Origin of the sequence: Streptomyces sp. NRRL WC-3626, assembly GCF_000718785.1 — a bacterium.
GTDB classification, from domain to species: Bacteria; Actinomycetota; Actinomycetes; order Streptomycetales; family Streptomycetaceae; genus Streptomyces; species Streptomyces edwardsiae.
On record NZ_JOCA01000019.1, the window covers coordinates 130,404 to 155,752 of the forward strand.

16 protein-coding genes and 1 pseudogene are annotated in these 25,349 nt (G+C 74.4%); 15 read left to right on the forward strand and 2 right to left on the reverse strand.

Going from position 1 to position 25,349, the window contains the following annotated elements:
* Nucleotides 1-389 precede the first annotated feature (389 nt).
* The 9 genes from IF28_RS0126035 (at nt 390) to IF28_RS0126075 (ending at nt 17,928) form a co-directional block, all read left to right on the forward strand.
* Complete coding sequence (locus tag IF28_RS0126035) at nt 390-3,938, forward strand: FHA domain-containing protein (protein ID WP_030224881.1); 3,549 nt, start codon at nt 390-392, stop codon at nt 3,936-3,938.
* 515 nt (nt 3,939-4,453) lie between these two features.
* The gene (locus IF28_RS0126040; RefSeq protein ID WP_030224882.1) at nt 4,454-5,818 is read left to right on the forward strand and encodes an ABC transporter substrate-binding protein; all 1,365 of its coding nucleotides are present in this window, start codon (nt 4,454-4,456) and stop codon (nt 5,816-5,818) included.
* A gap of 7 nt (nt 5,819-5,825) precedes the next feature.
* Complete coding sequence (locus IF28_RS0126045; RefSeq protein WP_030224883.1) at nt 5,826-7,175, forward strand: carbohydrate ABC transporter permease; 1,350 nt, start codon at nt 5,826-5,828, stop codon at nt 7,173-7,175.
* Nucleotides 7,172-8,041, forward strand: a complete 870-nt coding sequence (locus IF28_RS0126050) for a carbohydrate ABC transporter permease (RefSeq protein ID WP_037894011.1) — start codon at nt 7,172-7,174, stop codon at nt 8,039-8,041. The genes IF28_RS0126045 and IF28_RS0126050 overlap by 4 nt, the downstream gene beginning before the upstream one ends.
* A gap of 148 nt (nt 8,042-8,189) precedes the next feature.
* Nucleotides 8,190-10,457 carry a bifunctional glycosyltransferase/CDP-glycerol:glycerophosphate glycerophosphotransferase gene (locus tag IF28_RS0126055; RefSeq protein WP_030224885.1) on the forward strand — a complete coding sequence of 756 codons (2,268 nt, stop codon included), beginning with the start codon at nt 8,190-8,192 and terminating at the stop codon, nt 10,455-10,457.
* 151 nt (nt 10,458-10,608) lie between these two features.
* Nucleotides 10,609-12,810, forward strand: coding sequence for a bifunctional glycosyltransferase/CDP-glycerol:glycerophosphate glycerophosphotransferase (locus IF28_RS0126060; protein ID WP_030224890.1), 2,202 nt, complete (start codon nt 10,609-10,611; stop codon nt 12,808-12,810).
* A gap of 1 nt (nt 12,811) precedes the next feature.
* Nucleotides 12,812-15,022 carry a bifunctional glycosyltransferase/CDP-glycerol:glycerophosphate glycerophosphotransferase gene (locus IF28_RS0126065; protein ID WP_030224892.1) on the forward strand — a complete coding sequence of 737 codons (2,211 nt, stop codon included), beginning with the start codon at nt 12,812-12,814 and terminating at the stop codon, nt 15,020-15,022.
* A complete protein-coding gene (locus tag IF28_RS0126070; RefSeq protein ID WP_030224894.1) occupies nt 15,019-16,284 on the forward strand; it encodes a hypothetical protein in 1,266 nt (421 codons plus the stop codon). Before IF28_RS0126065 ends, IF28_RS0126070 begins: the two co-directional genes overlap by 4 nt.
* Nucleotides 16,285-16,383: 99 nt before the next feature.
* Entirely contained in the window at nt 16,384-17,928 is a 1,545-nt protein-coding gene (locus IF28_RS0126075) for a hypothetical protein (protein WP_030224896.1), read from the forward strand.
* A gap of 12 nt (nt 17,929-17,940) precedes the next feature.
* Here IF28_RS0126075 and IF28_RS0126080 read toward each other — a convergent pair whose 3' ends face one another.
* Nucleotides 17,941-18,354 carry an organic hydroperoxide resistance protein gene (locus IF28_RS0126080; protein WP_030224898.1) on the reverse strand — a complete coding sequence of 138 codons (414 nt, stop codon included), beginning with the start codon at nt 18,352-18,354 and terminating at the stop codon, nt 17,941-17,943.
* Nucleotides 18,355-18,482: 128 nt separating this feature from the next.
* Between IF28_RS0126080 and IF28_RS0126085 the strand changes: the two genes are divergently transcribed.
* The 5 genes from IF28_RS0126085 (at nt 18,483) to IF28_RS0126105 (ending at nt 24,232) form a co-directional block, all read left to right on the forward strand.
* The gene (locus IF28_RS0126085; RefSeq protein WP_030224900.1) at nt 18,483-18,998 is read left to right on the forward strand and encodes a MarR family winged helix-turn-helix transcriptional regulator; all 516 of its coding nucleotides are present in this window, start codon (nt 18,483-18,485) and stop codon (nt 18,996-18,998) included.
* A gap of 130 nt (nt 18,999-19,128) precedes the next feature.
* On the forward strand, nt 19,129-20,589 hold the full coding sequence (locus tag IF28_RS0126090) for a nitronate monooxygenase (RefSeq protein ID WP_030224902.1): 1,461 nt from the start codon (nt 19,129-19,131) through the stop codon (nt 20,587-20,589).
* An 89-nt stretch (nt 20,590-20,678) separates the two neighbouring features.
* Entirely contained in the window at nt 20,679-22,280 is a 1,602-nt protein-coding gene (locus tag IF28_RS0126095) for a glycosyltransferase family 2 protein (protein ID WP_030224904.1), read from the forward strand.
* A gap of 51 nt (nt 22,281-22,331) precedes the next feature.
* A complete protein-coding gene (galE, locus tag IF28_RS0126100; RefSeq protein ID WP_030224906.1) occupies nt 22,332-23,300 on the forward strand; it encodes a UDP-glucose 4-epimerase GalE in 969 nt (322 codons plus the stop codon).
* Nucleotides 23,300-24,232, forward strand: a complete 933-nt coding sequence (locus tag IF28_RS0126105; RefSeq protein WP_030224909.1) for an ADP-ribosylglycohydrolase family protein — start codon at nt 23,300-23,302, stop codon at nt 24,230-24,232. The genes galE and IF28_RS0126105 overlap by 1 nt, the downstream gene beginning before the upstream one ends.
* 166 nt (nt 24,233-24,398) lie before the next feature.
* On the opposite strand, the gene IF28_RS0126110 is transcribed toward IF28_RS0126105, so the two are convergent.
* A complete protein-coding gene (locus tag IF28_RS0126110; RefSeq protein WP_037894027.1) occupies nt 24,399-25,025 on the reverse strand; it encodes a TetR/AcrR family transcriptional regulator in 627 nt (208 codons plus the stop codon).
* Nucleotides 25,026-25,165: 140 nt separating this feature from the next.
* Here IF28_RS0126110 and IF28_RS0126115 point away from each other — a divergent pair.
* A pseudogene (locus tag IF28_RS0126115) lies at nt 25,166-25,349 on the forward strand (ABC transporter permease); the annotation flags it as partial.

Consider the following 25,349-nt stretch of genomic DNA (forward strand, 5'->3'; position numbering starts at 1 on the left):
TAGTGCCGCCGCCCGGGATACCGGCCGGTCGTCCTCGACGTGATCTCCCCGTGGTCCATACGTACCGGTTCCCGTCCGTGTTCGGAGGTCGGCGGGAAAGACGCCCGACCCGGTCCCTTGGTTGCCGTATGCCGAACGTGACCGATCTCAAGTGGAGCCACAACGATCATTCACTCCTCACCTGTCAGGCACTTTTGCGGGCAGAGCCGACCAATCAAGATCATTTGATGGTGGAAGGCGGGCGCGTTGTCGGTGGCAGGTGCGAGGATGCGTGCAGTACTGGCCGTACGTGCGCGTGTGGCGGTGGGGGAAGTCCACGGTGGGGGACCGCGGACCGGCCGAGTCCCCCCGCGTCGCGGGCGCCCTCGCAGAAGGGACCGCTGACGGCGATGCAGATCCGGCTGACCGTCGTAGACCCGCTGGGCTCCTCCTCCCCCGCGCGGGAGCGGGCGGCGAGCTGCGATGTGCTGGTCACGGCACCCGCGGGCACGGCGCTGGCCGCGGTCGCCTCCGCGCTGGCCTCGGCGGTCGCCGGTGGGGACGGCTCGTCGGGCACCCCGGTGCTGTACGCCGGTGACCTGCGGCTCGACGCCCAGCGCTGCACGCTGGGGGAGCCGCCGCTGATCGACGGCGCGGTGCTGGCCGTGGGCGCCCCCGGTGAGCCCGAGCCGCATCCCGAGCTGGACGGGACCCCCACGCGGCTGCATGTCGTCGCCGGTCCCGACGCGGGCGGGGTGCATCTGCTGCACGGCGGGGAGATCCGCATAGGCCGTTCCGCCGACGCCGACGTACCGCTGGACGACCCGGACGTCTCCCGGCTGCACTGCGCGGTGACGGTCGCCCCGGACGGCGGTGTCTCGGTCGCCGACCTCGACTCCACCAACGGCACGACCCTGGACGGCCGGCGCGTCGGCCCCCGCCCGATCCGGCTCACCCCGGGCGCGCTGCTGCGCATCGGCGAGTCGGCCCTGCGGCTGACCCCGGCGGCGGGACCCCGCGCGCGTGCGGCGACGACACCGGACGGCGAGGGGCACGTACGGGTGCCGGGGGCGCGGGCGGGCGAGGACACCGGCGGTGCCGCACGCGAGCGGACGGAACCGGGTGCCGGCCCGCGCGCGGGGACGCATCACGCGTACGGCTCCCTGGAGTGGGCCGCGTCCGGTGACGCCGCCGAGGGGCAGGCGTCCGGTGCGGCGGGCCCGCGCGCGGGCCGTACGCCGGTGGTGCCGGGGCAGAGCGGCGCGCCGGACATCGAGGGGGCGGACGGCACCACCGGCCGGCGGCCGGTACGGGTCGCGACCCGGGGGGACGGCGTTCCGCCCATGCCCGGGGGGCGGCGGGTGTCCCGGCCCCGGCCCGCCGGTGACGAGACGCACGCGGGGAGCGGTGCCCTCGACCCCGGGTTCGGTCACGGCACCGTCGCTCCGGATCGACGCGGCCCCGACGCCGCGCACGGCGACTCCCGGGACGAGTCACCCGCCGCGGCGCGGCACGGCGGGGCGCCGGGACGCGGCTCCGTCCGCGGGGACGACGGCACACGTGACGGGGAGTACGGCCGGTACGCCGACGGCGGTCCCGCAGCCGCACCGCACACCGAGCGGCCCACCCGCGCCGACGACCCCGCGCGGGGCGGACGGCACGACCGGTACGACGGCCCCCGCGACGGCGTCGACGGCACGCCCGCCGCCTCCCGCGAAGGCACCCCTGCGCGCGGCACCGACCGCCCGCAGCCGCCCGCCGCCCGCAGGCGCGGCGGGATCGGCGCCTGGGCCCGGCGGCTGGCCGCGGGACGGCAGGAGCGGGAGGACACCTCCGCGCGGGACGCGTACGGGGACGAGCCGGCCGGGTTCGCCGCCGAACCGGTCCACGTCGCCCCCGTACTGCCCGAGACCTGGCCGGACCCCGCCACGCTGCTGCTGACCGCGCTGGGCCCCGGCCCCCGGCTGTGGGAGCGCGGGCCGGACGACCCCGAGGCGCTCGCGGTGCGGCTCGGCACGGCCGACCGGCCGGCGCCGGACGGTTCCGGACTGCTGCCCGCCGTACCGGTGACGTCGGGCCTGCGCGAGGCCGGCGCGCTGGGACTGGCCGGTCCGCGTGAGCGGCTCGCCGGGCTGGCCCGCGCGGTGGTCGCGCAGCTCGCCGCGCTGCACTCCCCCGACTCGCTGGAACTCGTCCTGATCGCCGCCGACCCCTCCCGCCCGCTGGCGGAGCGCACCGCCGAGTGGTCCTGGGCGGGCTGGCTGCCGCATGTACGCCCGGCGCACGGGCAGGACTGCCGGCTACTGCTCGCGCACGACCGGGATCAGGCGGCGGCCCGCGCGGAGGAGCTGTTGCGCCGGCTGGAGGACCACGACCACACGGCGCCCCGCATATCCGGAGGCCGTGGAGGGCCGTACACCGTCGTCGTCGTGGACGGCGATCCGGGCGGTGCCGAGGTGCGCGAGGCCGTGGCCCGGCTGGCCCTGGAGGGGCCGCGGGCCGGTATCCACGTGGTGTGTCTCGCCGAGACGGCCGCCGCCTCCCCGTCGTCCCCGGTGACGGAGACGTACGAGGCGGCCTGCGCGGTGGCGCCGACGTTCCGGCAGTGCGGGGCCGTCGCCCTGCTCAGCGGGGACGTGGCGACCACCCTGCGGCTGCTGCGGGTCGGCGGGACCGGCCCCGTCGGCCACGGCACCCTCGCGACGGTCGACGCGGTCTCCCCCGCCTGGGCGGAACGCTTCGCGCGCGCGCTGGCGCCCCTGCGCACCGACGGCACCGGCGGGGGGCGGCACGCGCGCGTGTCGGCGCCGCTGCCCCGGTCGGCCCGGCTGCTGGACGAGCTGGGCCTGGCCCGCGCCACCCCGGCCTCGCTGATGGCCCGCTGGGCGGACGCGGCCGACGACACCCAGGCGCTCGGCGGACGCGTCACCGCCGTACTCGGCGCCGGCCCGCGCGGGCCCGTCACCGCCGACCTCGCCGCCGACGGGCCGCACCTCCTGGTCGAGGGGCCGTCCGGCAGCGGCCGTACGGAACTGCTGCGGGCGGTCGTCGCCTCGCTCGCCGCCGCCGAGCGTCCCGACCGGCTGGCCGTCGTCCTGGTCGACGGCCGGGGCGTCCCCACGCCGGACGCCACGCCCGGCGAGGGCCTGCGGGTGTGCACGGACGTACCGCATGTCACCACGCATCTGTCCGCCCACGACCCGGTGCGGATGCGGGAGTTCGCGCAGTCCCTGAGCGCCGAGCTGAAGCGGCGCGCGGAGCTGCTGGGCCGGTCGGACTTCGCGGAGTGGCACACCGGGCGGGAGCTGTCGGACCGGATGGTCGCCCAGCGCACGGCGGCCGCGTCCCGCGAGGACCGGAACGGGGACCTGGACAGTCCGCCCAGTTCGACGCTGCGGCTGCGGCCGGGCGCGGACCGGCGCAGGGCGGAGCCGGCGCCGCCGCTGCCCCGGCTGGTGGTGGTCGTGGACGACCTGGACGCGCTGGTGTCCCCGGCGCTCGGCTCACCGGGGCGGCCCGCCGCCGGATCGGTGATGCGGGCGCTGGAGGCGGTGGCGCGGGACGGGGAGCGGCTGGGGGTGCATCTGGTGGCGGCCACCGGGCCGTGTGCGCGTACGGCGCAGACGGAGCCGGTGCGGCAGGCGTCGCTGCGGGTGGTGCTCGATGCGGTGGTGCCGGGGGGTGGTCCTGACGAACCGGCGCCGGGGCGGGGGCGGTTGGCCCGTGCGGACGGGTGGGAGACGGCGTTCCAGGGTGGGCGGGTGACCGGGCGTATCCCTCGGACGGCGACGCTGCGGCCGACGGTGGTGCCGCTGGAGTGGCATCGGATGGGGGATCCGCCGGCTCGGCGGCAGGTTCGCGAGCTGGGGAACGGGCCCACCGATCTGGCGTTGCTCGCCAGTGCGTTGGAGCGGGCGGCGCGGCAGGTTTCGGCGGCGGAGGTTCCGTCGCTGCTCTGAGCTGGTTGCGGGCGGCCCGGCGTGTGCGGGGTGCCGCGCCCCCCCTTGCGGAGGGGTTGGGCGGCTGCCCGGTGTGAAGGCTGGACGGGGGTGGGTCGCGCAGCCCGGCGCCCACGGGGTGCCGTCGCGCCCACCCGTGCCGCCCTGCGGCACGATTGCCCGCGGAGTGCGGAGGGCGGGGGTGGGACTGCCACCCCGGCGGCACGAATGCCCGCGGATCGCGGAGGGCGGGGTGGGACTGCCGCCCCGGCAGCACGAATGCCCGCGGATCGCAGAGGGCTGGGGAGGGACGCCACCCCAGCGGTGCGATTGCCCGCGGAGGGCGGGAGGGGCGGGGGTGGGTTCGCCGTCCCGGCGGTGCGGGTGTGTGGGGCTTGGTGACGTGGGGTCACGGCGTGGTTACGATCGTGAGGTTGACGTGGGGTGCGGTCTTGCCACCCCCACCCGCCGGGCGTAGACCATTGCGCACGGGAACAGTGCTCGGCGTTCGACGGCGTACGAAGAACGGGGCAGTGATGCGCAGGACGAGCAGGATCATCCGGATACGTGGTGCCGCCGCGCTCGCCGCGGGGGTGCTCGCGGTCTCGCTGACCGCGTGCGGCGGCGGTGGCGACGACGACAGCGGCGGCGACGACGAGGACAAGGGCACCGGCGACACCGGAACCACCGTCACCCTGCCGAAGCTGGACGGCGAGACCCTCGAGGTCGCCGCCGTGTGGACCGGCGCCGAGCAGGCCAACTTCAAGAAGGTCCTCGCGGAGTTCGAGAAGCGCACCGGCGCCAAGGTGACCTTCGTCCCCGCCCAGGACCCGATCATCAACTTCCTCGGCTCGAAGGTCGCGGGCGGCGCCCCGCCGGACGTGGCGATGCTGCCGCAGCCGGGCGCCATCAAGCAGGCCGTCGACAAGGGCTGGGCCAAACCGCTCGGCGCCGACGCGGTCAAGGAGCTCGGCGAGAACTACTCGCAGGGCTGGCAGGACATCGGCACGATCGACGGCAAGCAGTACGGCGTCTACTACAAGGCCGCCAACAAGTCGCTGATCTGGTACAACGCCCAGGTCTTCGAGAACGCCGGCGCCGCCGAGCCCAAGACGTGGGACGAACTCCTCACCGCCGCGCAGACGGTGTACGACTCCGGTGTCACACCCTTCTCGGTCGGTGGGGCGGACGGCTGGACGCTGACCGACTGGTTCGAGAACGTCTATCTCTCGCAGGCCGGCCCGGAGAAGTACGACCAGCTCGCCCGGCACGAGATCAAGTGGACGGACCCGTCCGTCAAGGAGGCCCTGACCACGCTCGCCGGGATCTGGGGGAAGAAGGACTACGTCGCGACCGGCGCCCTCGGCACCGACTTCCCGACCTCCGTGACCCAGACCTTCACCGGCGGCGACCAGCCCAAGGCCGGCATGGTCTACGAGGGCGACTTCGCGCAGGTCAACATCGGTGAGACCAAGGCGAAGGTGGGCACGGACGCCAAGGTGTTCCCGTTCCCGGCCGTCGGCGACACCGCGCCGGTGGTCTCCGGCGGTGACGCGGCCGTGATCCTGGACGACTCGAAGGCGGCGCAGGCGCTGGCCACCTTCCTGGCCTCGCCGGACGCGGCGCAGATCCACGCGAAGCTGGGCGGCTTCCTCTCGCCGAACAAGAACGTCGACCCGTCGACGTATCCGAACGAGGTGCAGAGGAAGATCGCCGAGGCGCTGGTCGCGTCCGGTGACGACTTCCGCTTCGACATGTCCGACCAGGCCCCGCAGGCCTTCGGCGGCACACCCGGCAAGGGCGAGTGGAAGGCGCTGCAGGACTTCCTGAAGAACCCGGGGGACATCGCCGGCACACAGGCGAAGCTGGAGGCCGACGCGGCCGCGGCGTACGGGAACTGATCCGGCGATGGCGTCGGACACGGCGGCAGGGGCGCCGGGGACGGCCCCCGCCGCTCCCAAGTCGCGCAGGAGCGTCACCGGGACCCGCAGGACCGTCGCGGCGCTGTTCCTGCTGCCCGCGCTGGTGCTGCTCGGTGCGCTCGTGGTCTACCCGATCGGGTACTCCGTCGTCCGCAGCTTCTACGACCAGTCCGGCGACGGCTTCGCCGGATTCGACAACTACGAGGCCCTGTTCACCGACGACGGCATCCGCACCGCCCTGAAGAACAACGTCCTCTGGGTGGTGTTCGCGCCGACGGTCGCGACCGCGCTCGGTCTGGTCTTCGCGGTGCTGACCGAACGGGTGCGCTGGGGCACGGCGTTCAAGCTGGTCGTCTTCATGCCGATGGCGATCTCGATGCTGGCGGCCGGGATCATCTTCCGTCTGGTGTACGACCAGGACCCGGACAAGGGCGTGGCGAACGCGGTGTGGGTGGGGGTCCACGACACCTTCGCCCAGTCGTCGGCGTTCCCGAAGGCGCACCCGGGCCGTGAGTCACCGCTGGAGCCGGCCGGCGGGGGCGCGTTCGTCACCACATCGACGGTGAGCGCCGGTGACACGGTGACGCTGCCGCTCGTCGGTGTCGCCCCGGATCTGATGCCGAAGGAGGCGCGGCGGGCGGCGGCCCCGAAGCCGGAGGACGACCGGATCACCGGCACCACCTGGCAGGACTTCACCCGTGGCAAGGGCGTCGGCACGCTGAACGGCGTCGACGCGACCGAGCTCGGCTATCCGGGGATGAAGATCGAGGCCGTGAAGGACGGCAAGGTGGTGGAGACGGCCACGGCGGGCGACGACGGCACGTTCTCCCTCTCGTCGAAGGCCGACGGGGCCCTGCTGCGGCTCCCGGCGGACAACTTCGCGCAGCCGTACAACGGCCTCGACTGGCTGGGCCCGTCACTGGTCACGCCGGCGATCATCGGGTCGTACATCTGGATGTGGGCGGGCTTCGCGATGGTGCTGATCGCGGCCGGGCTCGCGGGGATGCCCAGGGAACTGCTGGAGGCGGCGCGGGTGGACGGCGCGAACGAGTGGCAGGTGTTCAGACGTGTCACGGTGCCGCTGCTGGCGCCGGTCCTCGCGGTCGTCACGGTCACCTTGATGATCAATGTGCTGAAGGTGTTCGACCTGGTCTTCATCATCGCGCCGGGCTCGTCCCAGGACGACGCCAACGTGCTCGCGCTGGAGCTGTACCGCAAGGGCTTCGCGTCGGACCAGCCGGGCATCGCGAGCGCGATCGCGGTGTTCCTGCTGCTGCTCGTCATCCCGGTGATGTGGTTCAACGTGCGTCGGCTGCGGCGGGAGGTGCGGCGATGAGTGTCGCCAAGGCCGACGAGCCGCTCGGGTCCCGGCTCAGCCGGTGGGTCGGCGGCGGTCTGGTGCGCGTTTTCCTGATCGTCGTGGGCCTGTTCTGGCTGGTCCCGACGGTGGGGCTGCTGCTGGCCAGTCTGCGCACCCCGGAGGACATGGCCGCCGACGGCTGGTGGAACGTGTTCACCGAGCCGTCGCAGCTCACCTTCGGCGCCTACGAGACCCTGCTGAAGAACGACGACATCACCGGTTCGCTGCTGAACACGGCGTACATCACCGTCCCGGCGACCGTGCTGGTGGTGGTGATCGGCTCCCTGGCCGGATACGCCTTCGCCTGGATGGAGTTCCCGGGCCGCGACTGGTGGTTCCTCGCGGTGGTGGGGCTGCTGGTGGTGCCGGTGCAGGTGGCGCTGATCCCGATCGCCGAACTCTTCGGCACTCTCGGCATCTTCGGCTCGCTGACCGGGGTGATCCTCTTCCACGTCGGTTTCGGTCTGCCGTTCGCGGTGTTCCTGCTGCGGAACTTCTTCGCGGAGATACCGCGCGAACTGCTGGAGGCGGCCCGGCTGGACGGCGCGGGCGAACTGCGGCTGTTCGTCAGGGTCGTGATGCCGCTGGCCGGTCCCGCGATCGCCGCTCTCGGTATCTTCCAGTTCCTGTGGGTGTGGAACGACATGCTGGTCGCGCTGATCTTCACCGACTCGGGAAGCCAGCCGATCACGGTCGCCCTGCAGACGCAGGTACGGCAGTTCGGCAACAACATCGACGTCCTGGCACCCGGCGCGTTCATCTCGATGGTGGTCCCGCTGGTCGTGTTCTTCGCGTTCCAGCGGCAGTTCGTCTCCGGTGTCATGGCCGGCGCGGTGAAGTAGCCGAACGCAATGCCGAGTTGAGGGGGCGGGTCCGCCCGGGACCGCCCCTTCGTGTGACGGGAGTCCCCCGGATGCCGCAGGGCGCGTAACCAAGTAGGGCGGGCGGCCGTTGCCGGGCAGAGCACCCGCACCGACCGTTGGACGCCCCTTGCCCAGGTTCAGTGTCATTGTCCCCGCGTACCAGGTCCAGGCGTATCTGCACGAGTGCCTGGACTCCGTGCTGTCCCAGTCGTACCCCGATCTCGAACTGATCGCCGTCGACGACTGCTCGCCGGACGCCTGCGGTGCGGTGATCGACGAGTTCGCGGCCCGCGACCCGCGCGTACGGGCCGTGCACCTGCCGGAGAACGGCGGCCTCGGGCCCGCCCGCAACGCGGGCATGGAGCGGGCGACCGGCGACTACCTGGTGTTCCTGGACGGCGACGACACCCTGACCCCCGACGCGCTGCTCGCCCTCGCCGACCGGCTGAAGGAGACCGGCGAGCCGGACGTCCTGGTCTACGACTACGCCCGCACCTACTGGTCGGGCGAGACCGTCCGCAACCGGGCCGCCGCCGAACTCGGGGAGGCCGGGCCCGCGCCGTTCCGACTCACGGACCGGCCGGGGCTGCTGAATCTGCTGATGGTGGCCTGGAACAAGACGTACCGGCGGACGTTCGTCGAGCGGGCGGGCCTCACCTTCCCGCCCGGCTACTACGAGGACACCCCGTGGACGTACCCGGTCCTGATGACGGCGGGGTCCATCGCCACCCTGGACCGGGTGTGCGTGCACTACCGGCAGCGGCGGACCGGCGGCATCCTGCGCACCACCAGCGAACGGCACTTCGACGTCTTCGACCAGTACGACCGGGTCTTCGCGTTCCTCGACGAGCGGCCGGAACTCCGGCGCTGGCGGCCGGTGCTGTTCCGCCGCATGGTCGACCACCTGGTGACCGTGTACGCCCGCCGGGACCGGCTGCCGCACGGTTCGCGCACCGCCTTCCTGCGCCGGGCCCGTACCCACTACCGGCGTTACCGGACGCCCGGCGCGCCCGTGTCCGCGCGCGCCCGCGCGCACCACGCGATGGTCCGGTTCGGACTGCACCGCACCTACCGGTCGCTGCGGCTGGCGGCCGCCCTGCGCCGCAGGTGGACCCGGATCGCCGGGCGGCTGCCGCGCGCCCTGGGCCGCGCCGCCCTGCGGCTGCACTACCGCGTCCAGCGCCTGCTGCCGCTGCGCGCCGACCGGGCCGTGTTCACCGTGCACGGCGGCCGCGGTCACGGCGGTGACCCGGGCGCGCTGGAGTCCGCGCTGCGCGATCTCGCGCCGCACATCCGCACGGCGTGGGTGGCCCGCCCCGAGTACCACCACACCCTCCCTTCGGCCACCGCCCGGCTGGTGCCGGGGACGGCCGCGCACTGGAGCGCGCTCGCCCGGTCGGCGTATCTGGTGACGGACGCCGACGTGGTGCCGGGGCTGGTCAAGCGCAAGGGGCAGGTCGTGGTGCAGACGCGGCGCGGCACCCCCCTCGGGCATGCGGGCCTGGACCTCCTCGAACGTCCGGCTGCGGCCCGGGGCACCGACTTCGCACGGCTGCTGCGGGGCGTCGACCAGTGGGACTACGTGATCTCCGCCGACCGCCACTCCACCCTGACCTGGGAGCGGGTGTGCCCCGGCCGCTACACCACCCTGGAGTACGGCCGCCCGCGCACCGACCGCTTCCACACCGCGACCGCGGCGGACGTGGCCCGGCTGCGGAGGTCGCTGGGCGTACCGGAGGGCTCGGTGGCGGTCCTGTACGCGCCGGCCCACCGCGACTACCGGCGCACCCAGCCCCGGCTCCTCGACCTGGAGCGCCTGGTGCGCCGCCTCGGCCCCCGCTTCGTGGTCCTGTCCCGCGCCCACCACCCGCACCGCGGACCGCTGGAGGCCGCCTCCGACCGGGTCCTGGACGTCACCGGCCACCCGGACCTCACCGCGCTCTGCCTGGCCTCGGACGTCCTCGTCACCGACTACTCCCCCGTGATGTTCGACTACGCGGGACTTGACCGGCCCGTGGTGCTGCACATCGAGGACTGGGAGGCGTACGAGGCTGCCCGCGGCGCCTACTTCGACCCGCGGGCGTTCCCGCCGGGCGCGGTCGCGGGCAGCGCGGACGAACTGATCGACATCTTCGCCACCGGGCACTGGTGCGGCGCCCGCTCCGCCCGGCTGCGGGCGGACTTCCGCGCGCGCTTCTGCGCGTACGACGACGGCCGCGCCGCCGAGCGGGTGGTGCGGCGGGTCTGGCTCGGCGAGGCCCGGCCCGCGCCGGTGGTCCCGCGCGGGGAGCGCCGGCCGGTGCCGTCCGCCGCCGACGTGACCGGTCCCGCGTCGCTCACCACGGTGCCGCCGCAGCAGCCCGCCGGCCTGCGGACCGTCACCGACCACGGCTGACCGCCGTTTTCCCCCACGTACAGGGAGTGCCCATGCCCTCCGGCTCGTCGCGGCCCACCCCGACCCGGCCGTCCACCTGGCGGCCGGCGGGGCGGCCCGGCCGGCGCCCCTCCCGCTGAGGGCGCCAGACATCCGCTACGGAAAGAAGAGAATGCCCCGCTTCAGCATCATCGTCCCGTCCCACGGGGTCGCAGGCAGGCTGGGACAGGCGCTGGACTCGGTCCTCGCCCAGTCCTTCGGCGACTTCGAGCTGATCCCGGTCTGTGAAGCGCCCGGTTCCCCGGCCGACGGGGTGGCCGCCCGGCACGCCGCGCGGGACTCCCGGGTGACGCCCGTGCACGCGCCGCCGTCGGCCGGACTCGCGGGGGCGCGCAACGCGGGACTGCGGGCGGCCACGGGGACGTATCTGCTGTTCCTCGACGGTGACGACGTCCTCGTGCCGGGCGCGCTGGCGGCGCTGGACGGGCGGCTGACGGAGACCGGCCCCGTGGACGTGCTGTACTTCGAGCACGAGCGGGCGCCCTGGTGGGAGGGTGAGCCCACCAACCCGGCCGCGCCTCTCCTGGCGCGGACCCCGGACGGCGCGTTCGCGCCCGCGGACGCCCCGCGTCTCACCGGCGTGAGCCTCCCGGCGTGGAGTGCGGCCTGGCGGCGGGCGTACGTCGCCGAGCGCGAACTCGTGTTTCCCGAGGGCCACTTCACGGACATCGGCTGGGGCGGGGTCGCGATGGCGGGCGCCGGGCGGGTCGCGGTGCTGCGGTCGGTCGTCGTACGGCATCTGGTGCGGCGGCAGGGCAGCCGGCTGAACCTGCCCGGGGAACACCACGCCGAACTCCTGGACCAGGTGGAGCTGGCACTCGTACGGGCCGCCGGACTGGGGCTGTCCGCCGAGCGGTCGGGGCCGTTGTTCGAACAGCTCTTCACCGCCGTACTGAAGACGGCCGCGCACCCCCGGCGGCTGCCGTCGGGCCGGCGGGCCTTCTTCCGCCGGGCGAGCACCCTGTACCGCCGGCACCGCCCCGCCGGGTTCCGGCCGCCGTCCGGCAGCCTCGGGGTGCAGCACCGGCTGCTGGCGTCCGGCTCCTACGGGGCCTTCGCCGCCCTGCGCGGTGTCCGTCGCGCGGTGACCCGGGCGGTGGCCCCGCTGCCGCGCCCGGGCGGGCTGCGCACCCGGCTGCGGTACCGGATGCGGCTGCGCCGCCCCCTCGATCCGAACCTGGTCGTGTACTGCGCCTACTGGGGCCGCGGCTACGCCTGCAACCCGGCCGCGATCCACGCCAAGGCCCGCGAACTCGCCCCGCGTCTGCGCTCGGTGTTCCTGGTGGAGGCCGACCAGGCGCACACCGTGCCGGACGGCGTCGAGTACGCGGTCATCGGCAGCCACCGCTACTGGGAGGTGCTGGCCCGCGCCACGTACCTGGTCAACAACGCCAACTTCGCGGAGGGCGTGGTCAAACGGCCCGGCAGCGTCCACCTCCAGACCCAGCACGGCACCCCGCTGAAGACCATGGGCGTCGACCAGTCGACGTACCCGGTGGTGGCCGCCGCGTCCGGCAGCTTCACCAAACTGCTGGGCCGGGTGGACCGCTGGGACTACAACCTCTCCGCCAACCCGCACTCCACCCGCGTGTGGGAGCGCGCCTTCCCCGGCTCCTACGAGCACCTGGAGTACGGCTATCCGCGCAACGACGTGTACTGCACGGCCGGCGCCGACGACGTGGCCCGCGTCCGCGCGGAGCTCGGCATCCCCGAGGGCGCGCGGGCGGTGCTGTACGCGCCCACGCACCGCGACCACCACACCGGCTTCGAGACCGGTCTCGACCTGGAGGCGTTCTGCGCGGCGGCCGGCGAGGACGTCGTCGTCCTGCTGCGCGCGCACTACTTCTACGACCGGGGCGCGCGCGGGAACACCGGCCGGGTCATCGACGTCACCGCGCACCGCTGTGCAGAGGACGTCTGCCTCGCCGCCGACGCCCTGATCACCGACTACTCGTCGATCATGTTCGACTACGCCAATCTGGACCGTCCGATCGTCGTGTACGCCGACGACTGGGACGTCTACCGGGAGACCCGGGGCGTCTGCTTCGACCTGATGGAGGAGCCGCCGGGCCGGGTCGCCCGTACCCCCGGCGAACTGGCCCGGATGTTCCGCGACGGCTCGTACGCGGACGCGGAGTCGGCCGCGCTGCGGGCCCGGTTCCGGGAGCGGTTCTGCCCGTTCGACGACGGGCGGGCCGCCGAACGGGTCGTGCGCCGGGTACTGCTCGGCGAGCCGCCCGAGGCCCTGCCGCCCGTGATCCCGCTCGCGGAGCGTGTCCCCGCTCCCGCGGCCGCCACCCTGGTGAGGAACTGACGTGCCCCGCTTCAGCATCATCGTCCCCGTCTTCAAGGTGCGGGGATATCTGCACGCCTGCCTCGACTCGGTGCTCGGGCAGTCGTACCGCGACATCGAGGTGATCGCCGTCGACGACCGCTCGCCCGACGAGTGCGGGGCGATCCTCGACGCGTACGCGGCCCGCGACGACCGCCTCCAGGTCCTGCGGCTGCCCGAGAACGTGGGCCTCGGCCGGGCCCGCAACGCCGGGATGCCGCACGCGACCGGCGACTACCTGTTCTTCCTCGACAGCGACGACACCCTCACCCCGGGCGCGCTGCGCGCCCTGGCCGACCGCCTCGACGAGACCGGCGACCCGGACGTCCTCGTCTTCGACTACGCCCGCACCCACTGGTGGGGCGGCACCCGCCGCAACGCGCTGGCCCGGCTGCTCGCCGTCGACGACGTGTTCACGGCGGCCGAGCGGCCGGAGATCCTCGATCTGCTGATGGTGGTGTGGAACAAGGTCTACCGCCGGGACTTCGTCGAACGGGAGGGCTTCACCTTCCCGCCCGGCTACTACGAGGACACCCCCTGGACGTTCCCGGTGCTGCTCAGCGCGGAGCGCGTCGCCACCCTGGACCGGATCTGCGTGTACTACCGGCAGCGCCGCCGGGGCAGCATCCTGTCCACCACCAGCCGCAAGCACTTCGACGTCCACGAGCAGTACGCGCGGGTGTTCCGCTTCGTCGACGCCCGCCCGGCGCTCGCGCACTGGCGGCCGTTCCTGCACACGAAGATGGGCGAGCACTGTCTCGACATCCTCTCCAAACCGGACCGGCTGCCCCCGTCCGACCGGGGCGAGTTCTTCCGCCGTACGGCCGAGATGTTCCGCGCGCACCGGCCGGACGGGGCGCCGGTCCCCGCCGAACTGCGGGTGCTGGAGGGCAGCTACGCCGGGTACGTCCTGCGGCGGCAGGCGGGACGGGCCGGACGCGAGCTGGGACGGCGGGCGCGTCAGACGCGTACGGCCTCGGCGGCGCGGTACGCCCGCGCCCGGGCCGCGCTCCCCCACTCCCTTGACCCGGACCTCGCCGTGTACTCGGCGTTCTCCCACCGGGGCGTGCTCGGCGACCCGGCCGCGATCCACCGCGCGGCACGCGAACTCGCCCCGCACATCAGGGGCGTATGGGTGGTCGCCGACGAGGAGCGGGCCGCCGCGCTGCCGCCGGACACCGACTACGTGCTGCTCGGCTCGCCCGAGTACCGGCGGGTGACCGGGCGGGCCACCTACTTCGTCAACAACGTCAACTGGCCGGGCGCGCTGGTCAAACGCCCGGGGAGCGTGCACATCCACACCCACCAGGGCACCCCCCTGAAGTACATGGGCGCCGATCTCCTCGGCCGGCCCGGCGCCCGGCTCGGTACCGACGTACCGCGGATGCTGCGCCGGGCCGACCGCTGGGACCACAGCCTGGTCGCCAACCGGCACTCCGAGCTGGTGTGGGAACGCGCCTACCCCTGCCACTTCGCCTCCGCACGAACCGGCAGCCCGCGCAACGACGTCCTGGTCGCGGCGCCCGGGGAGCGGGGCCGCGCGGTCCGCGCACGGCTCGGTGTCCCGGACGGCGACACGGTGGTGCTGTACGCGCCGACCCGCCGCGACTACCGCAGGGACGGCCTGGTGGAGCGGATCGACCTCGCCCGGTTCGCCGCCGATCTGGGTCCCGGTCACACCCTCGTCGTCCGTCTGCACCCCTCCCTCGCCGCCGGACCGGCGCGCGGGCTCGGTCTCGCGGAGCTGCACCGGCGGGGCGTGCTCGTCGACGCCACCGACGAACCGGAGGTGCAGGACGTGCTGCTCGCCTCCGACGTGCTGGTCACCGACTACTCGGCCCTGATGTTCGACTACGCCCTCCTGGACCGGCCGATCGTGCTCCACGCCGACGACTGGGACGCCTACCGGGCGAGCCGGGGCGCCTATCTGGACATCACGGCCGAGGCGCCGGGCCGTGTCACGCGCTCCTACGGGGAGCTGGCGCGGCTGTTCGGTTCCGGGAGCTGGCGGGACGAGGAGTCGGCGCGGCTGCGGTCGGCGTTCCGGGAGCGGTTCTGCGAGTTCGACGACGGGCGGGCCGCCGAGCGGGTGGTGCGGACGCTGATGCTGGGCGAGCCGATGCCCAAGGCGGCGTCCGGTCCGGTCCCGGTGCCGTCCCAGGGCGCCGGCGCCGGCCTGCCGGCCCCGTCGTGAGGCCGCGCGCCTGGGTCCTGCTGCTGGCCGGCGTGTTCGCGCTGCTGCAGCTCGCCAACGTCACCGGCCGGGACACGCCCGACAGCAAGAACTATCTGTCGTACGCGCTGAACCTGACCGGGGCGGACAAGCGGGAGGCGGCGGCCGCCACCATCGACTACTACTGCGCGGGCCGGGCGGTGATCGCGCACCGCGGGCAGAACGTGAACGTGGTGCGCTTCCACGCCCCGGACCCCGCCCCGGAGGTGCTGCGGGAGTGCCGGGAGCGGGAGTGGCGGCAGGTGGAGGCGCGGCTGGCGGCCGGGGAGACCGGCGGGCACACCGTGCCGTTCATGCCGGAGCGGTTCATGCGGATCTTCGAGACGCGGCCCGGCTACCCGGTGTTCCTGGCGCCGTTCGTCGGCGCGTTCGGGGTGACGTGGGGGGTCTGGGCGGCGGGTGTGGCGGTCACCTGTCTGGGCGGGGTGCTCGCCTTCCTGGTGCTGCGCGCCCTGGCGCTGTCGGTGCCGCTCGCGCTCACCGGGCAGGCGCTGTTCATGGTGCTGCCGTGCGGGACGACCGCGATGCGCCCGATGACCGAGGGGCTGCTGCTGGCGCTCACCCTGGCCGCGCTGTGGGGCTGTGCGCTGCTCCTCGAGGGGCGAGGGAGACGGGAGGGTCTGGCGCTGGTGTGCGGGGCGCTGCTCGCGCTGTTCACCGTCAAGCACTCGCAGGCGCTGTTCCTCGGCCTGTGTCTGGCGGTGGCGGGCGCGGTCGTCGCCGTACGGCGGCGGTGGCGGGGTCTGCCGGCGGGGCGCGGGGTGGTGGCGCTCGCGGCGGCGGGGTGCGCGGGGGTGCTGGGCACGGTGCTGCTGGCCCGGCTGCTGCACTATCCGTCGGTGTCGGAGAGTGTGCAGGATCTGCTCACCGATCACTTCGCCCGTCCGGACCGGGAGCGGCCGTGGGCGGAGTTCTTCCAGTTGCAGGGGAACTTCTGGACGGAGTGGCTGCGGCGGCGGTTGTGGGAGCCGCTGTTCGTGGCGTTCCTGGCGGCCGGTGTCCTGGGGGCGCGGCGGCGGCCGGCGTTCGGTGCCTTCCTGGTGGCCGCCGCCTGCACGGGGTTCCTCAACCAGGCGGGGCATCCGGACATCAACATCTGGGGCGACCGGCTGATCGTCCTGGCCTGGCTGCTGCCGGTGCTCGGCGTTCCGCTGCTGCTGGAACCGGTGGTGCTGCGGGCGGTGGTGCCGGCGCAGGGGGCTCCGGTGGAGCCGGTGCGCTGACCCGCCCCGTTCACTCGATGGAGTGAGGGGAGGTCATGTCGTTGATCGTTTCGGGAACGTACGACAAATGCCCAAGATGCCCCCTTTGCCTGCCATCCGATGAGCTCCGGAGTCCTCGTACGCGGGCCCGGGCACGGCGCCACGGCGCTGCGCGGCGACCGGACCTGGCGCCCGACCCCGTACCAGCTCTTCGGGTTCCTGTTCTGGATCGTGATGTCGCTGGCGTACTGGAGTGTGCCGCTGTGCTGTGACGCCGGGCAGCACGCGGCCGTCGTCGAGCGCCTCAGGGACGACCTGCTGCACCCCCGGCATCCGATGGCGGACCTGCCGGGGGCGGGCAGCCCCTACTACTCGCCGTTCGCGCTGGCGCAGGGGGTGGCCGCCCGGCTGACGGGGCTGGGCGGCTGGGAGGTGCTCCGGCTCACCGGGCCGCTGAACCTGATCGTGCTGCTGACCGGGATCGGCCGCTTCGTGCGCGTGCTGACCCCGCGCCCCTGGGCGCCGGTGCTGGCGCTGGGCGCGATGTCGCTGCTGTGGGGGGTGGAGCGGGCCTGGTGGAGCGGTTTCATCAACGTGATGTCGATGACCGGCAACCTGTCCTACCCGTCGGCCTTCGCGATCGGGCTCACCTTCTGGGCGTGGGCGCTGACGGGTGCGCGGGCGCGGGACGCGGGGGCCGTGCGGTACGTGGGGCCGAGCGGGCTGCGGCCGGTGTCCGGGTACGTGGCGCTGGGCGTGCTGTACGCGGTGATCCTGCTGGTGCATCCGATCACGTCGGTCGCGGCGGTGCTGGGGGCGGTGGCGCTGGTCGCCGGCTGGCAGCGCCGGTGGCGGCCGGCGGTCGTCGCGCGGTGGGCACTGACGGGGGCGGTGGCGGTGCTGGCGGCCGCGTCCTGGCCGTACTTCGACGTGTTCACGCTGGCCGGCGACGACAGCGTGGACGCCATGCACCGGCGGCTGTATCTGGACCTCGGCGGGCAGTTCGGGCTGGCGCTGCTGGGGCTGCCCGCGCTGTGGCTGCGGGCCCGGCGCGTCTCGTGGCGCGATCCGCTGGTGCTGATGTTCGTACTGGACTGCCTGGTGGTGGCGTACGGCTGGGCCGGCGGCCACTACACCTACGGCAGGATCCTCGGGCTGACCCTGGCGCCGCTGCAGTTCGCGCTGGCGGTGGAGCTGGCGGCGCCCCGGCCGTGGCCGGTGTGGCGGCGGCTGCTGGGCGGGGCCGCGGCGGCGGGGGCGTGCGCCGGGTTCCTGACCGTCCACGCGGGGGCGCTGCTGCCGGCGGGCTTCGAACGGCCGCCGGACTGGCCGTCGTACGTCTGGGCCACGCGGTACATCGGGCCGGGCGAGGTGGTGATCACCGACGGGTACTTCGCCGTCCACGCCATCGCCGGATACGGGCCGAACCTCGCGGCGCCGGCCTGGCCGGACCCCTCGCTGGACGAAGGGGAGCGGCTGCGGCGGGCGGCCGATGTGCGGGCGTATCTCGATCCGGGTTCGACCCGCGCGGAGCGAGCCGCGGTCGTCCGCCGGTACCACGCGCGCTGGCTGCTGCTGACGCCCGGACAGCGGGTGCCCGGCGAGGCGGTGGTGGTGACGTGGAGCCGGCGGACGGGGGAGGTGCTGGCGCGGGTCGGGGGCTGAGCCCGCCGCCGGTTACTCGATGACGAGGTCGACCGGGATGTTGCCGCGGGTGGCGTTGGAGTAGGGGCAGACCTGGTGGGCCTGCTCGACCAGCTTGCGGCCGGTCTCCTCCTCGATGCCCTCGGGCAGCTCGACGCGCAGCGTCACGGCGAGCGCGAAGCCCTCGCCCTGCTTGCCGAGGACCACCTCGGCGGTCACCGCGGCGTCACTCACATCCACCTTCGCCGCCCGGCCGACCACACCGAGGGCGCTGCCGAAGCAGGCCGCGTAACCGGCCGCGAACAGCTGCTCCGGGTTGGTGCCCACGCCGTCGCCACCGAGCTCGACGGGCATGCTCAGGCCGAGGTCCAGCTTGCCGTCGGAGGTGACGGCGCGGCCGTCGCGGCCGTGGGTGGCGGTGGCGACAGCGGTGTAGAGCGCGTCCATGGAAGGACCTTCCCTCTTCAGTCGTGACACGGCCGGCCCGGGGCGGGTCCGGCTGCCGTACGACCACAAGTAGAGCACGCAATTTAATTGCGCGCAACCAAATGGCTCGCTAGCGCTACGCTGGACGCATGACTGCCACCCCGAGCCCCCCACCCGCGACGGTCCCGGCACCGGGCTCCGCGGACGACTGGCTCCGCCTCGACCAGCAGGTCTGCTTCACGCTGAACGCGGCCTCCCGCGCCTTCAACGGCGTCTACCGGGTGATCCTCAAGGACCTCGGGCTCACCTACCCGCAGTACCTGGTCATGCTGGTGCTGTGGGAGCACGGCACGCTGCCCGTGAAGAAGCTCGGCGAGCATCTGCGGCTCGACTCCGGCACCCTGTCCCCGCTGCTCAAGCGACTGGAGACGGCCGGTCTGGTGCGCCGGGAGCGCAGTGCGCGCGACGAGCGGTCCGTGGAGGTCCGGCCCACCGAGGAGGGCACCGCGCTGCGCCGGCAGGCCCTGGAGGTGCCGCTGCGGATCGCGGCCGCGACCGGTTTCGAGGTGGAGGAGATCCGCGAACTGAGCGCCGTCCTCCAGCGGCTCACGACCGCACTGGACGCGGCGGCGGCCGCGGCGGAGGGCACGGCGGAGGGCGCGTAGCGACCGGGCCCCCGTAACCTACGCCTGCGTAGGTTACGATGCCGTAGCTTACGGAACCGTAAGTTAACGGATACGCCGGTACGGACCCGGTGCGTCACCCCGGTCCTGCCGTCACCCTTGCGAGGACCGCATGAACGAATCCCGGACGGCGGCCGAGCCGCCCTGGCTGATCCAAGGCGGCATGGGTGTGGGGGTGTCCGGCCGGCGGCTCGCCCGCGCGGTCGCCCGCACCGGGCAGTTGGGAGTCGTCTCCGGCACCGCTCTCGACACCCTGCTGATCCGGGTGCTCCAGAGCGGCGACCCGGGCGGTCACCTCCGGCGGGCGCTGGCCGCCTTCCCCGTGCCGTCGCTCGCCGCCGAGCTGCGGGAGCGCTACTTCGTCGAGGGCGGCATCGGACCCGGCGAGCGGTTCGCGGCCACCCCCATGACGACCGCCGACGAGGCGTGCCCCGCGCGGGCGCTGACCGTGGCCGCCAACTTCTGCGAGGTCTGGCTCGCCAAGGAGGGCCACGGCGGACCGGTCGGCATCAACTACCTGGAGAAGCTCCAGCTCGCCACCGTGCCCGCCCTGTTCGGCGCGATCCTGGCGGGCGTCGACTACGTCCTGGTCGGCGCGGGCATCCCCGCGCAGATACCCGGGATCGCCGACGGTCTCGCCCGGTCGCAACCGGTCACCGTACGCGTGGACGTGGCGGGTGACGACCGGCCCCACGAGCTGCGCTTCGACCCCTCCTCGGTGCTGCGCGGGGCGGATCCGGGCCGCGTCGGCCGGCTGCGCCGCCCCCGCGTCCTGGCCATCGTCTCGCTGCCCGCGCTGGCCGCGTACCTGAACCGCGACGAGGAGACCCGGCCGGACGGATTCGTCGTCGAGGGCCACCGCGCGGGCGGCCACAGCGCCCCGCCGCGCGGACCGCTGGGCCTGGACGAGTCCGGTGAACCCGTCTACGGCCCCAGGGACGTCCCCGACTTCGCGAAGATGGCCCGCCTCGGGCTGCCGTTCTGGATCGCCGGCGGCCAGTGCGGGCCGCGGCAGGTGCGCGAGGCCAGGGCGGCGGGTGCCGCCGGCGTCCAGCTCGGCAGCGTCTTCGCGCTCTGCGAGGAGTCCGGCATGGACACCGGGCTGCGGCGGCGGCTGATCGAGCGCGAGCTGGCCGGCGGACTGCGGGTGCGCAACGATCCGGCGGCCTCCCCGACCGGCTTCCCGTTCAAGGTCGCCGACCTGCCCGGCACCCTGTCCGACCCCGGCGTCGGCGCCGACCGCGCCCGCGTCTGCGACCTCGGCTATCTGCGGACTCCCTACCGCACCCCTCAGGGCACCATCGGCTACCGCTGCCCGGCGGAACCGCGGGCGGCGTACGTCCGCAAGGGCGGGGACGCCGAGCGGACCGAGGGACGGCACTGCCTGTGCAACGGGCTGCTGGCCGCCGTCGGCCTCGGGCAGCGCCGCCCACGGGGCGTGGTGGAACCGCCCGTCGTCACCATCGGCCAGGACCTGGGGTTCCTGCGCCATCTCGCGCCCGAAGGGGGTCCGTACAGCGCCGCGGAGGTCGTGCGGTGGCTGCACGCGGGCGTGACGGCCTCGCACGTGTGAGCGGACGAGCGGGGGCGCCATCCGGCCGGGGTACCGGGGTACTGATGAACAGAATGCTGACAATCAGCCCATAACACCACGAGGATGTCATGCGCCCCCACCTCCCCCCGGCCGCCGTCGCCGTCGTCGTCATCGGCCATGACGACGCCGCCCATGTGACCGACGCCGTGCGCTCGGCACTCCGGCAGGGCCCCGCCGTACGGGAGGTCGTCGCCGTCGACGACGGCTCGACGGACGGCAGCGCGGACCTGCTCGACCGGCTCGCCGCCCGCGAACCCCGGCTGCGGGTGATCCGGTGCCCCGTCAACAGCGGCGGCTGCGGCACCCCGCGCAACACCGGTCTCGCGGCGGTGACCTCGCCGTACGTGATGTTCCTGGACAGCGACGACATCCTGCCGCCCGGCGCGGTGGACGCCCTGCTCACGGCCGCGACCGGGGCAGACGCGCAGGTCACCGGTGGTCTGTGTGTGCGCCGGGAGCTGCCCTCGGGGCGCGAGGTGCCGTGGGAGCCGGCCCTGTACGCGGCGCCCGCCGTGCACGCCCGGCCCGCCCTGCGCCCGCGCCTGGTCCACGACACCCTGTGCGTCAACAAGCTCTACGCCACGGCCTTCCTGCGCACGCACGGCATCCGCTTCCCCGACGGCCGCTTCCCCTATGAGGACGTCGTGTTCACCGCGCGCGTGTGGGCGGCCGCCCCGCGCGTGGCACTGGTCCCGGACCGGGTGTACGTCTGGCACGTCCGCCGGTCCGCGCGGCGGCTGTCGATCTCGCTGGACCGCGCGGGCATCGGCAACTGGCGGGCCCGCACCCACGCGTGCCGCACCGCCCACGGGATCCTGCTGGACGCCGGGCAGAAACGCCTGGCGCGCAGGGCACGGGCCAAGTTCCTCGACCACGAGCTGCGCATGTACGCGCGTGAGCTGCTCCTGCGCGACGAGGGGTACCGGCGGGCGTGGTGGGCGCACACACGGGAGTTCCTCGCGGAGTACGACGCCGCCGACTGGGCCCGTGACCCGGTCGCCCCCGGCCGGCTGATCGGGCGGGTGGTGCTGGCCTCCCCCGGGCCGCGCGACCTGCCCCGGCTGCGGGAGCTGGCGGCGCGGCCGGCCCGGCTGTACCCGCCGTACGCCCGCGCGCGGGACGGCACACCGTGCTGGTCAAAGGAGCTGCCCGGGGTCACCCTGGAGCCGCTGCCGGACCGGCCCGCGCCCCTGCTCCCGCTCGCCGTGGACGCGGAACTGCGCCCGCGCGCGCGTGGCCTGCGGTTGCGCCTGCACGAGCTGTACGGCCGGGTGGGGCGGGCGGGACCGGTGTCGGTGGAGGTCGAGTGGCGCCACCGGGAGCGCGAGGGGGCCGTGGACCGCGACACCCTGCCGCTGCGGGCGGCCGCCGACGGCACCTGGGCCGCGGCCGCGCCCGTCCGCCTCGACCGGCTGGCCACGCTCGGCGCGGGCGCCTGGGACCTGCGGCTGCGGGTGCGCTTCCGGGACGGCTCGAGCCGCCGCGTCACCGCGCACGCGCTCGCCGGACCTGGCCTGCTGCGCCGCAGCGCGGTGCCGAGCGCCCGGCACGGCGTGGTCCTGGTCCGGCCGTACGCCACCCACTCGGGCTCACTGGCCCTGCGCGTGGCCGCCGGCGTCCACGGAGTCGTACCGATGCTGCACGCGGGGCTGCGGCGCCTGATTGACTGAACTCCGACCATTTCGGTACCGCGCAGGCCAACAACGAGGGGGCGGCCGACCATGACCTGGCTGATCACCGGTGGCGCCGGCTACATCGGGGCGCACGTCGTCCGGGCGATGACCGGGGCGGGTGAGCGGACGGTGGTGTACGACGACCTGTCCACCGGTGTCCCCGACCGGGTGCCGGACGGGGTGCCGCTGGTGGTGGGCTCGACCCTGGACGGCGGGCGGGTGGCGCGCGCCCTGAGGGACCACGAGATCACCGGCGTCGTCCATCTGGCGGCGAAGAAGCGGGTCGCCGAGTCGGTGTCGCTCCCGCTGCACTACTACCGGGAGAACGTCGAGGGCCTGCGTGTGCTGCTGGACGCGGTCACGTCGGCGGACGTGCGCTCCCTCGTCTTCTCCTCCTCGGCGGCGGTGTACGGCACGCCGTACACCGCCGGCCCGGTCACGGAGGAGACCCCGTGCCTGCCCATGTCGCCGTACGGCGAGACGAAGCTCGCCGGGGAGTGGCTGGTCCGCGCGGCCGGCGCGGCGACCGGGCTCTCGACGGCCTGTCTGCGCTACTTCAACGTGGCCGGCGCCGCCCGCCCGGACCTCGCCGACCGGGGCGTCTCCCACCTCATCCCGATGATCTTCGAGAGGCTGGCGGACGGTCTGCCCCCGCGCGTGTTCGGCGACGACCATCCGACCCCCGACGGCACCTGTGTCCGCGACTACATCCACGTGGTGGACCTGGCCGAGGCGCATGTGGCGGCGGCCCACGCCCTCGCTTCCGCGCCGGGCCGGAACCTCACCGTCAACATCGGCCGCGGTGAGGGCGTCTCCGTCCGGGAGATGATCGACCGCGTCAACACCCTCACCGGCCACGACCGCCCACCGGTGATCGCCCCGCGCCGTCCCGGCGACCCGGCGTGCGTGGTCGCCTCGGCCGAGCGCGCGGCCGCGGAACTGAACTGGAAGGCCCACCTCGGCCTCGACGACATGATCACCTCGGCCTGGTCCGCCCGGCAGCGGACCCGCCCCTGATGCCCACCACCACCGCCCGCGCCCTGGGCGCGGTCATCGGCTCCGCGGTGGGCGACGCCCTGGGCGCCCCCTTCGAGTTCGGCCCGGAGGGCGCGTTCTCGGCCCGCTTCCCGGCGCCGGGGGCCGGCGGGGAGATGTGCGGGGGCGGCGGCTGGGAGCCGGGCGAGGCGACGGACGACACCCAGATGGCGGTCCTGGTCGCCGAATCGCTCCTGGAGCACGACGGTCTCGACCTCCCGGACGTCTTTGACCGCTTCCGGCGGTGGGCCGCCGCGGACCCGAAGGACATCGGCCTGCAGACGGAGGCCGTGCTGACCGGCGGCGACCCCTGGGACCTGGCCGCGGCGCTGCACTTCCAGACCAGTCAGCGGGCGGCGGGGAACGGCGCGCTGATGCGGGCGGCGCCCTCCGCCGTGTACTTCGCCCGGAGCGGCCGCGCCGCCACCATGGACGCCGCCCGCCGCCTCTCCGCGCTCACCCACGGCGACCGGGCGGCCTGGGAAGGCACCGCGATCCTCCACGACCTGATCCGCGTCGCCCTGACCGGCGCGGACCCGCTGGCCGCCCTCCCCGACGCCCTCGCCGCGGTCCACCCCGGCCACCACTCCCGCTACGCGACCGTCCTCGCCCCCGACTGGCACCCGGACCTGGCGACGGAGTTCAACGGCGCGGTCTGGCCCTGCCTGGCCTCGGCCGTCTGGTCCCTTCGCACGACGTCGTCCTTCGAGGAGGCCCTCCGCACGGCGGTCGACCTGGGCGGCGACACGGACACGGTGGCGGCGGTGACAGGAGCCCTGGCCGGAGCGGTCCACGGCGTGACCGCCGTCCCCACCCGCTGGACGGACCCTCTGCACGTCCCCCTCCCGGGCTTCGCCGACCGCGTCCTGTCCACGGCGGACCTGACCGGCCTGGCCCTGCGTCTGCACGGCTGAGCCGACCGCCGGTTCACATACGGCGCACCGCGGCTTGGTCCAGCTGATCCGCAGGCCGCTCGCTTCTTGTCCTCTCGGCACACTACTGACACCCTCGGCGCGGCGACCCCTGCGCGGCGCGCGGTGTCGGCGCATGCCGTCGAGGCAGGAGCCGGCGCCGGCCGCCTCACAGCGCCTTCAGCGCCTCCGTCGTGGCCCGGGTCAGGGCCGCCAGGTAGCCCTTCGGGAGTTTCGGGCTGCGGATGACCACCGAGCGCCAGTACAGGGGGCCCGAGATCAGGTCGAGGGCGAGGGCGTGGTCGGTGCCGGGGCGGAGTTCGCCGCGCCGCTGCGCCGCCGCGACGATGCCCTTGGCCACTCCGTCCTGGCCCTCGCGCAGCGCCGTCTGCAGCGCCTCCGCGATGTCCGGGTTGCGGGCGGCCTCGGCCTGCAGGTCGGGGAGGATCTGCGAGGCGACGGGATGGCGCAGGGCGCGGGAGGTGACCTCGTACAGCAGACGCAGGTCGCCCTCCAGGGAGCCGGTGTCCGGCGCGGGCAGGCCCTGGACGGCGATCGCGGAGACCAGGTCGAGGACGAGGTGCAGTTTGGAGCGCCAGCGGCGGTACACCGCGGTCTTGCCGACGCCCGCGCGGCGCGCGATCCCCTCGATCGACATCCGCGCGTAGCCGACCGCGGCGAGTTCCTCGAAGACGGCCGCCCGGATGGCCTCCGTCACGTCCGCCCGCAGTACTGCGGCCCCCGCGGGTGCCCTGCGGCGCGGACGCGGCTGAGGCTCGTCTGCGTGGGTCGTCATACGGAACAGCATAGGCCGCCACCGTCACGACGAAACGGTTGCGTTCCGACGTTCTTTCGACTTACGCTCCCGTTGCGACGATACGGTCCCGTCCCGACGTAGCTTCGTCGTCCCCCCTCCCTCTAGCGAAAGCGCCGGATGTGAGTCAGGCCCTCCACACACCACCCCCCGCGCCGGCCCGCCCGATACCGGACGAGGGCGACCTCGCGGCCCTCGCCGCCCGGCACGGCCTCACGGTCAGCGGCGCCCGGCCCACCCTCCGGGAGTACGTCCGTCAGCTCTGGGACCGGCGGCACTTCATCCTCGCCTTCTCCCGGGCGAAGC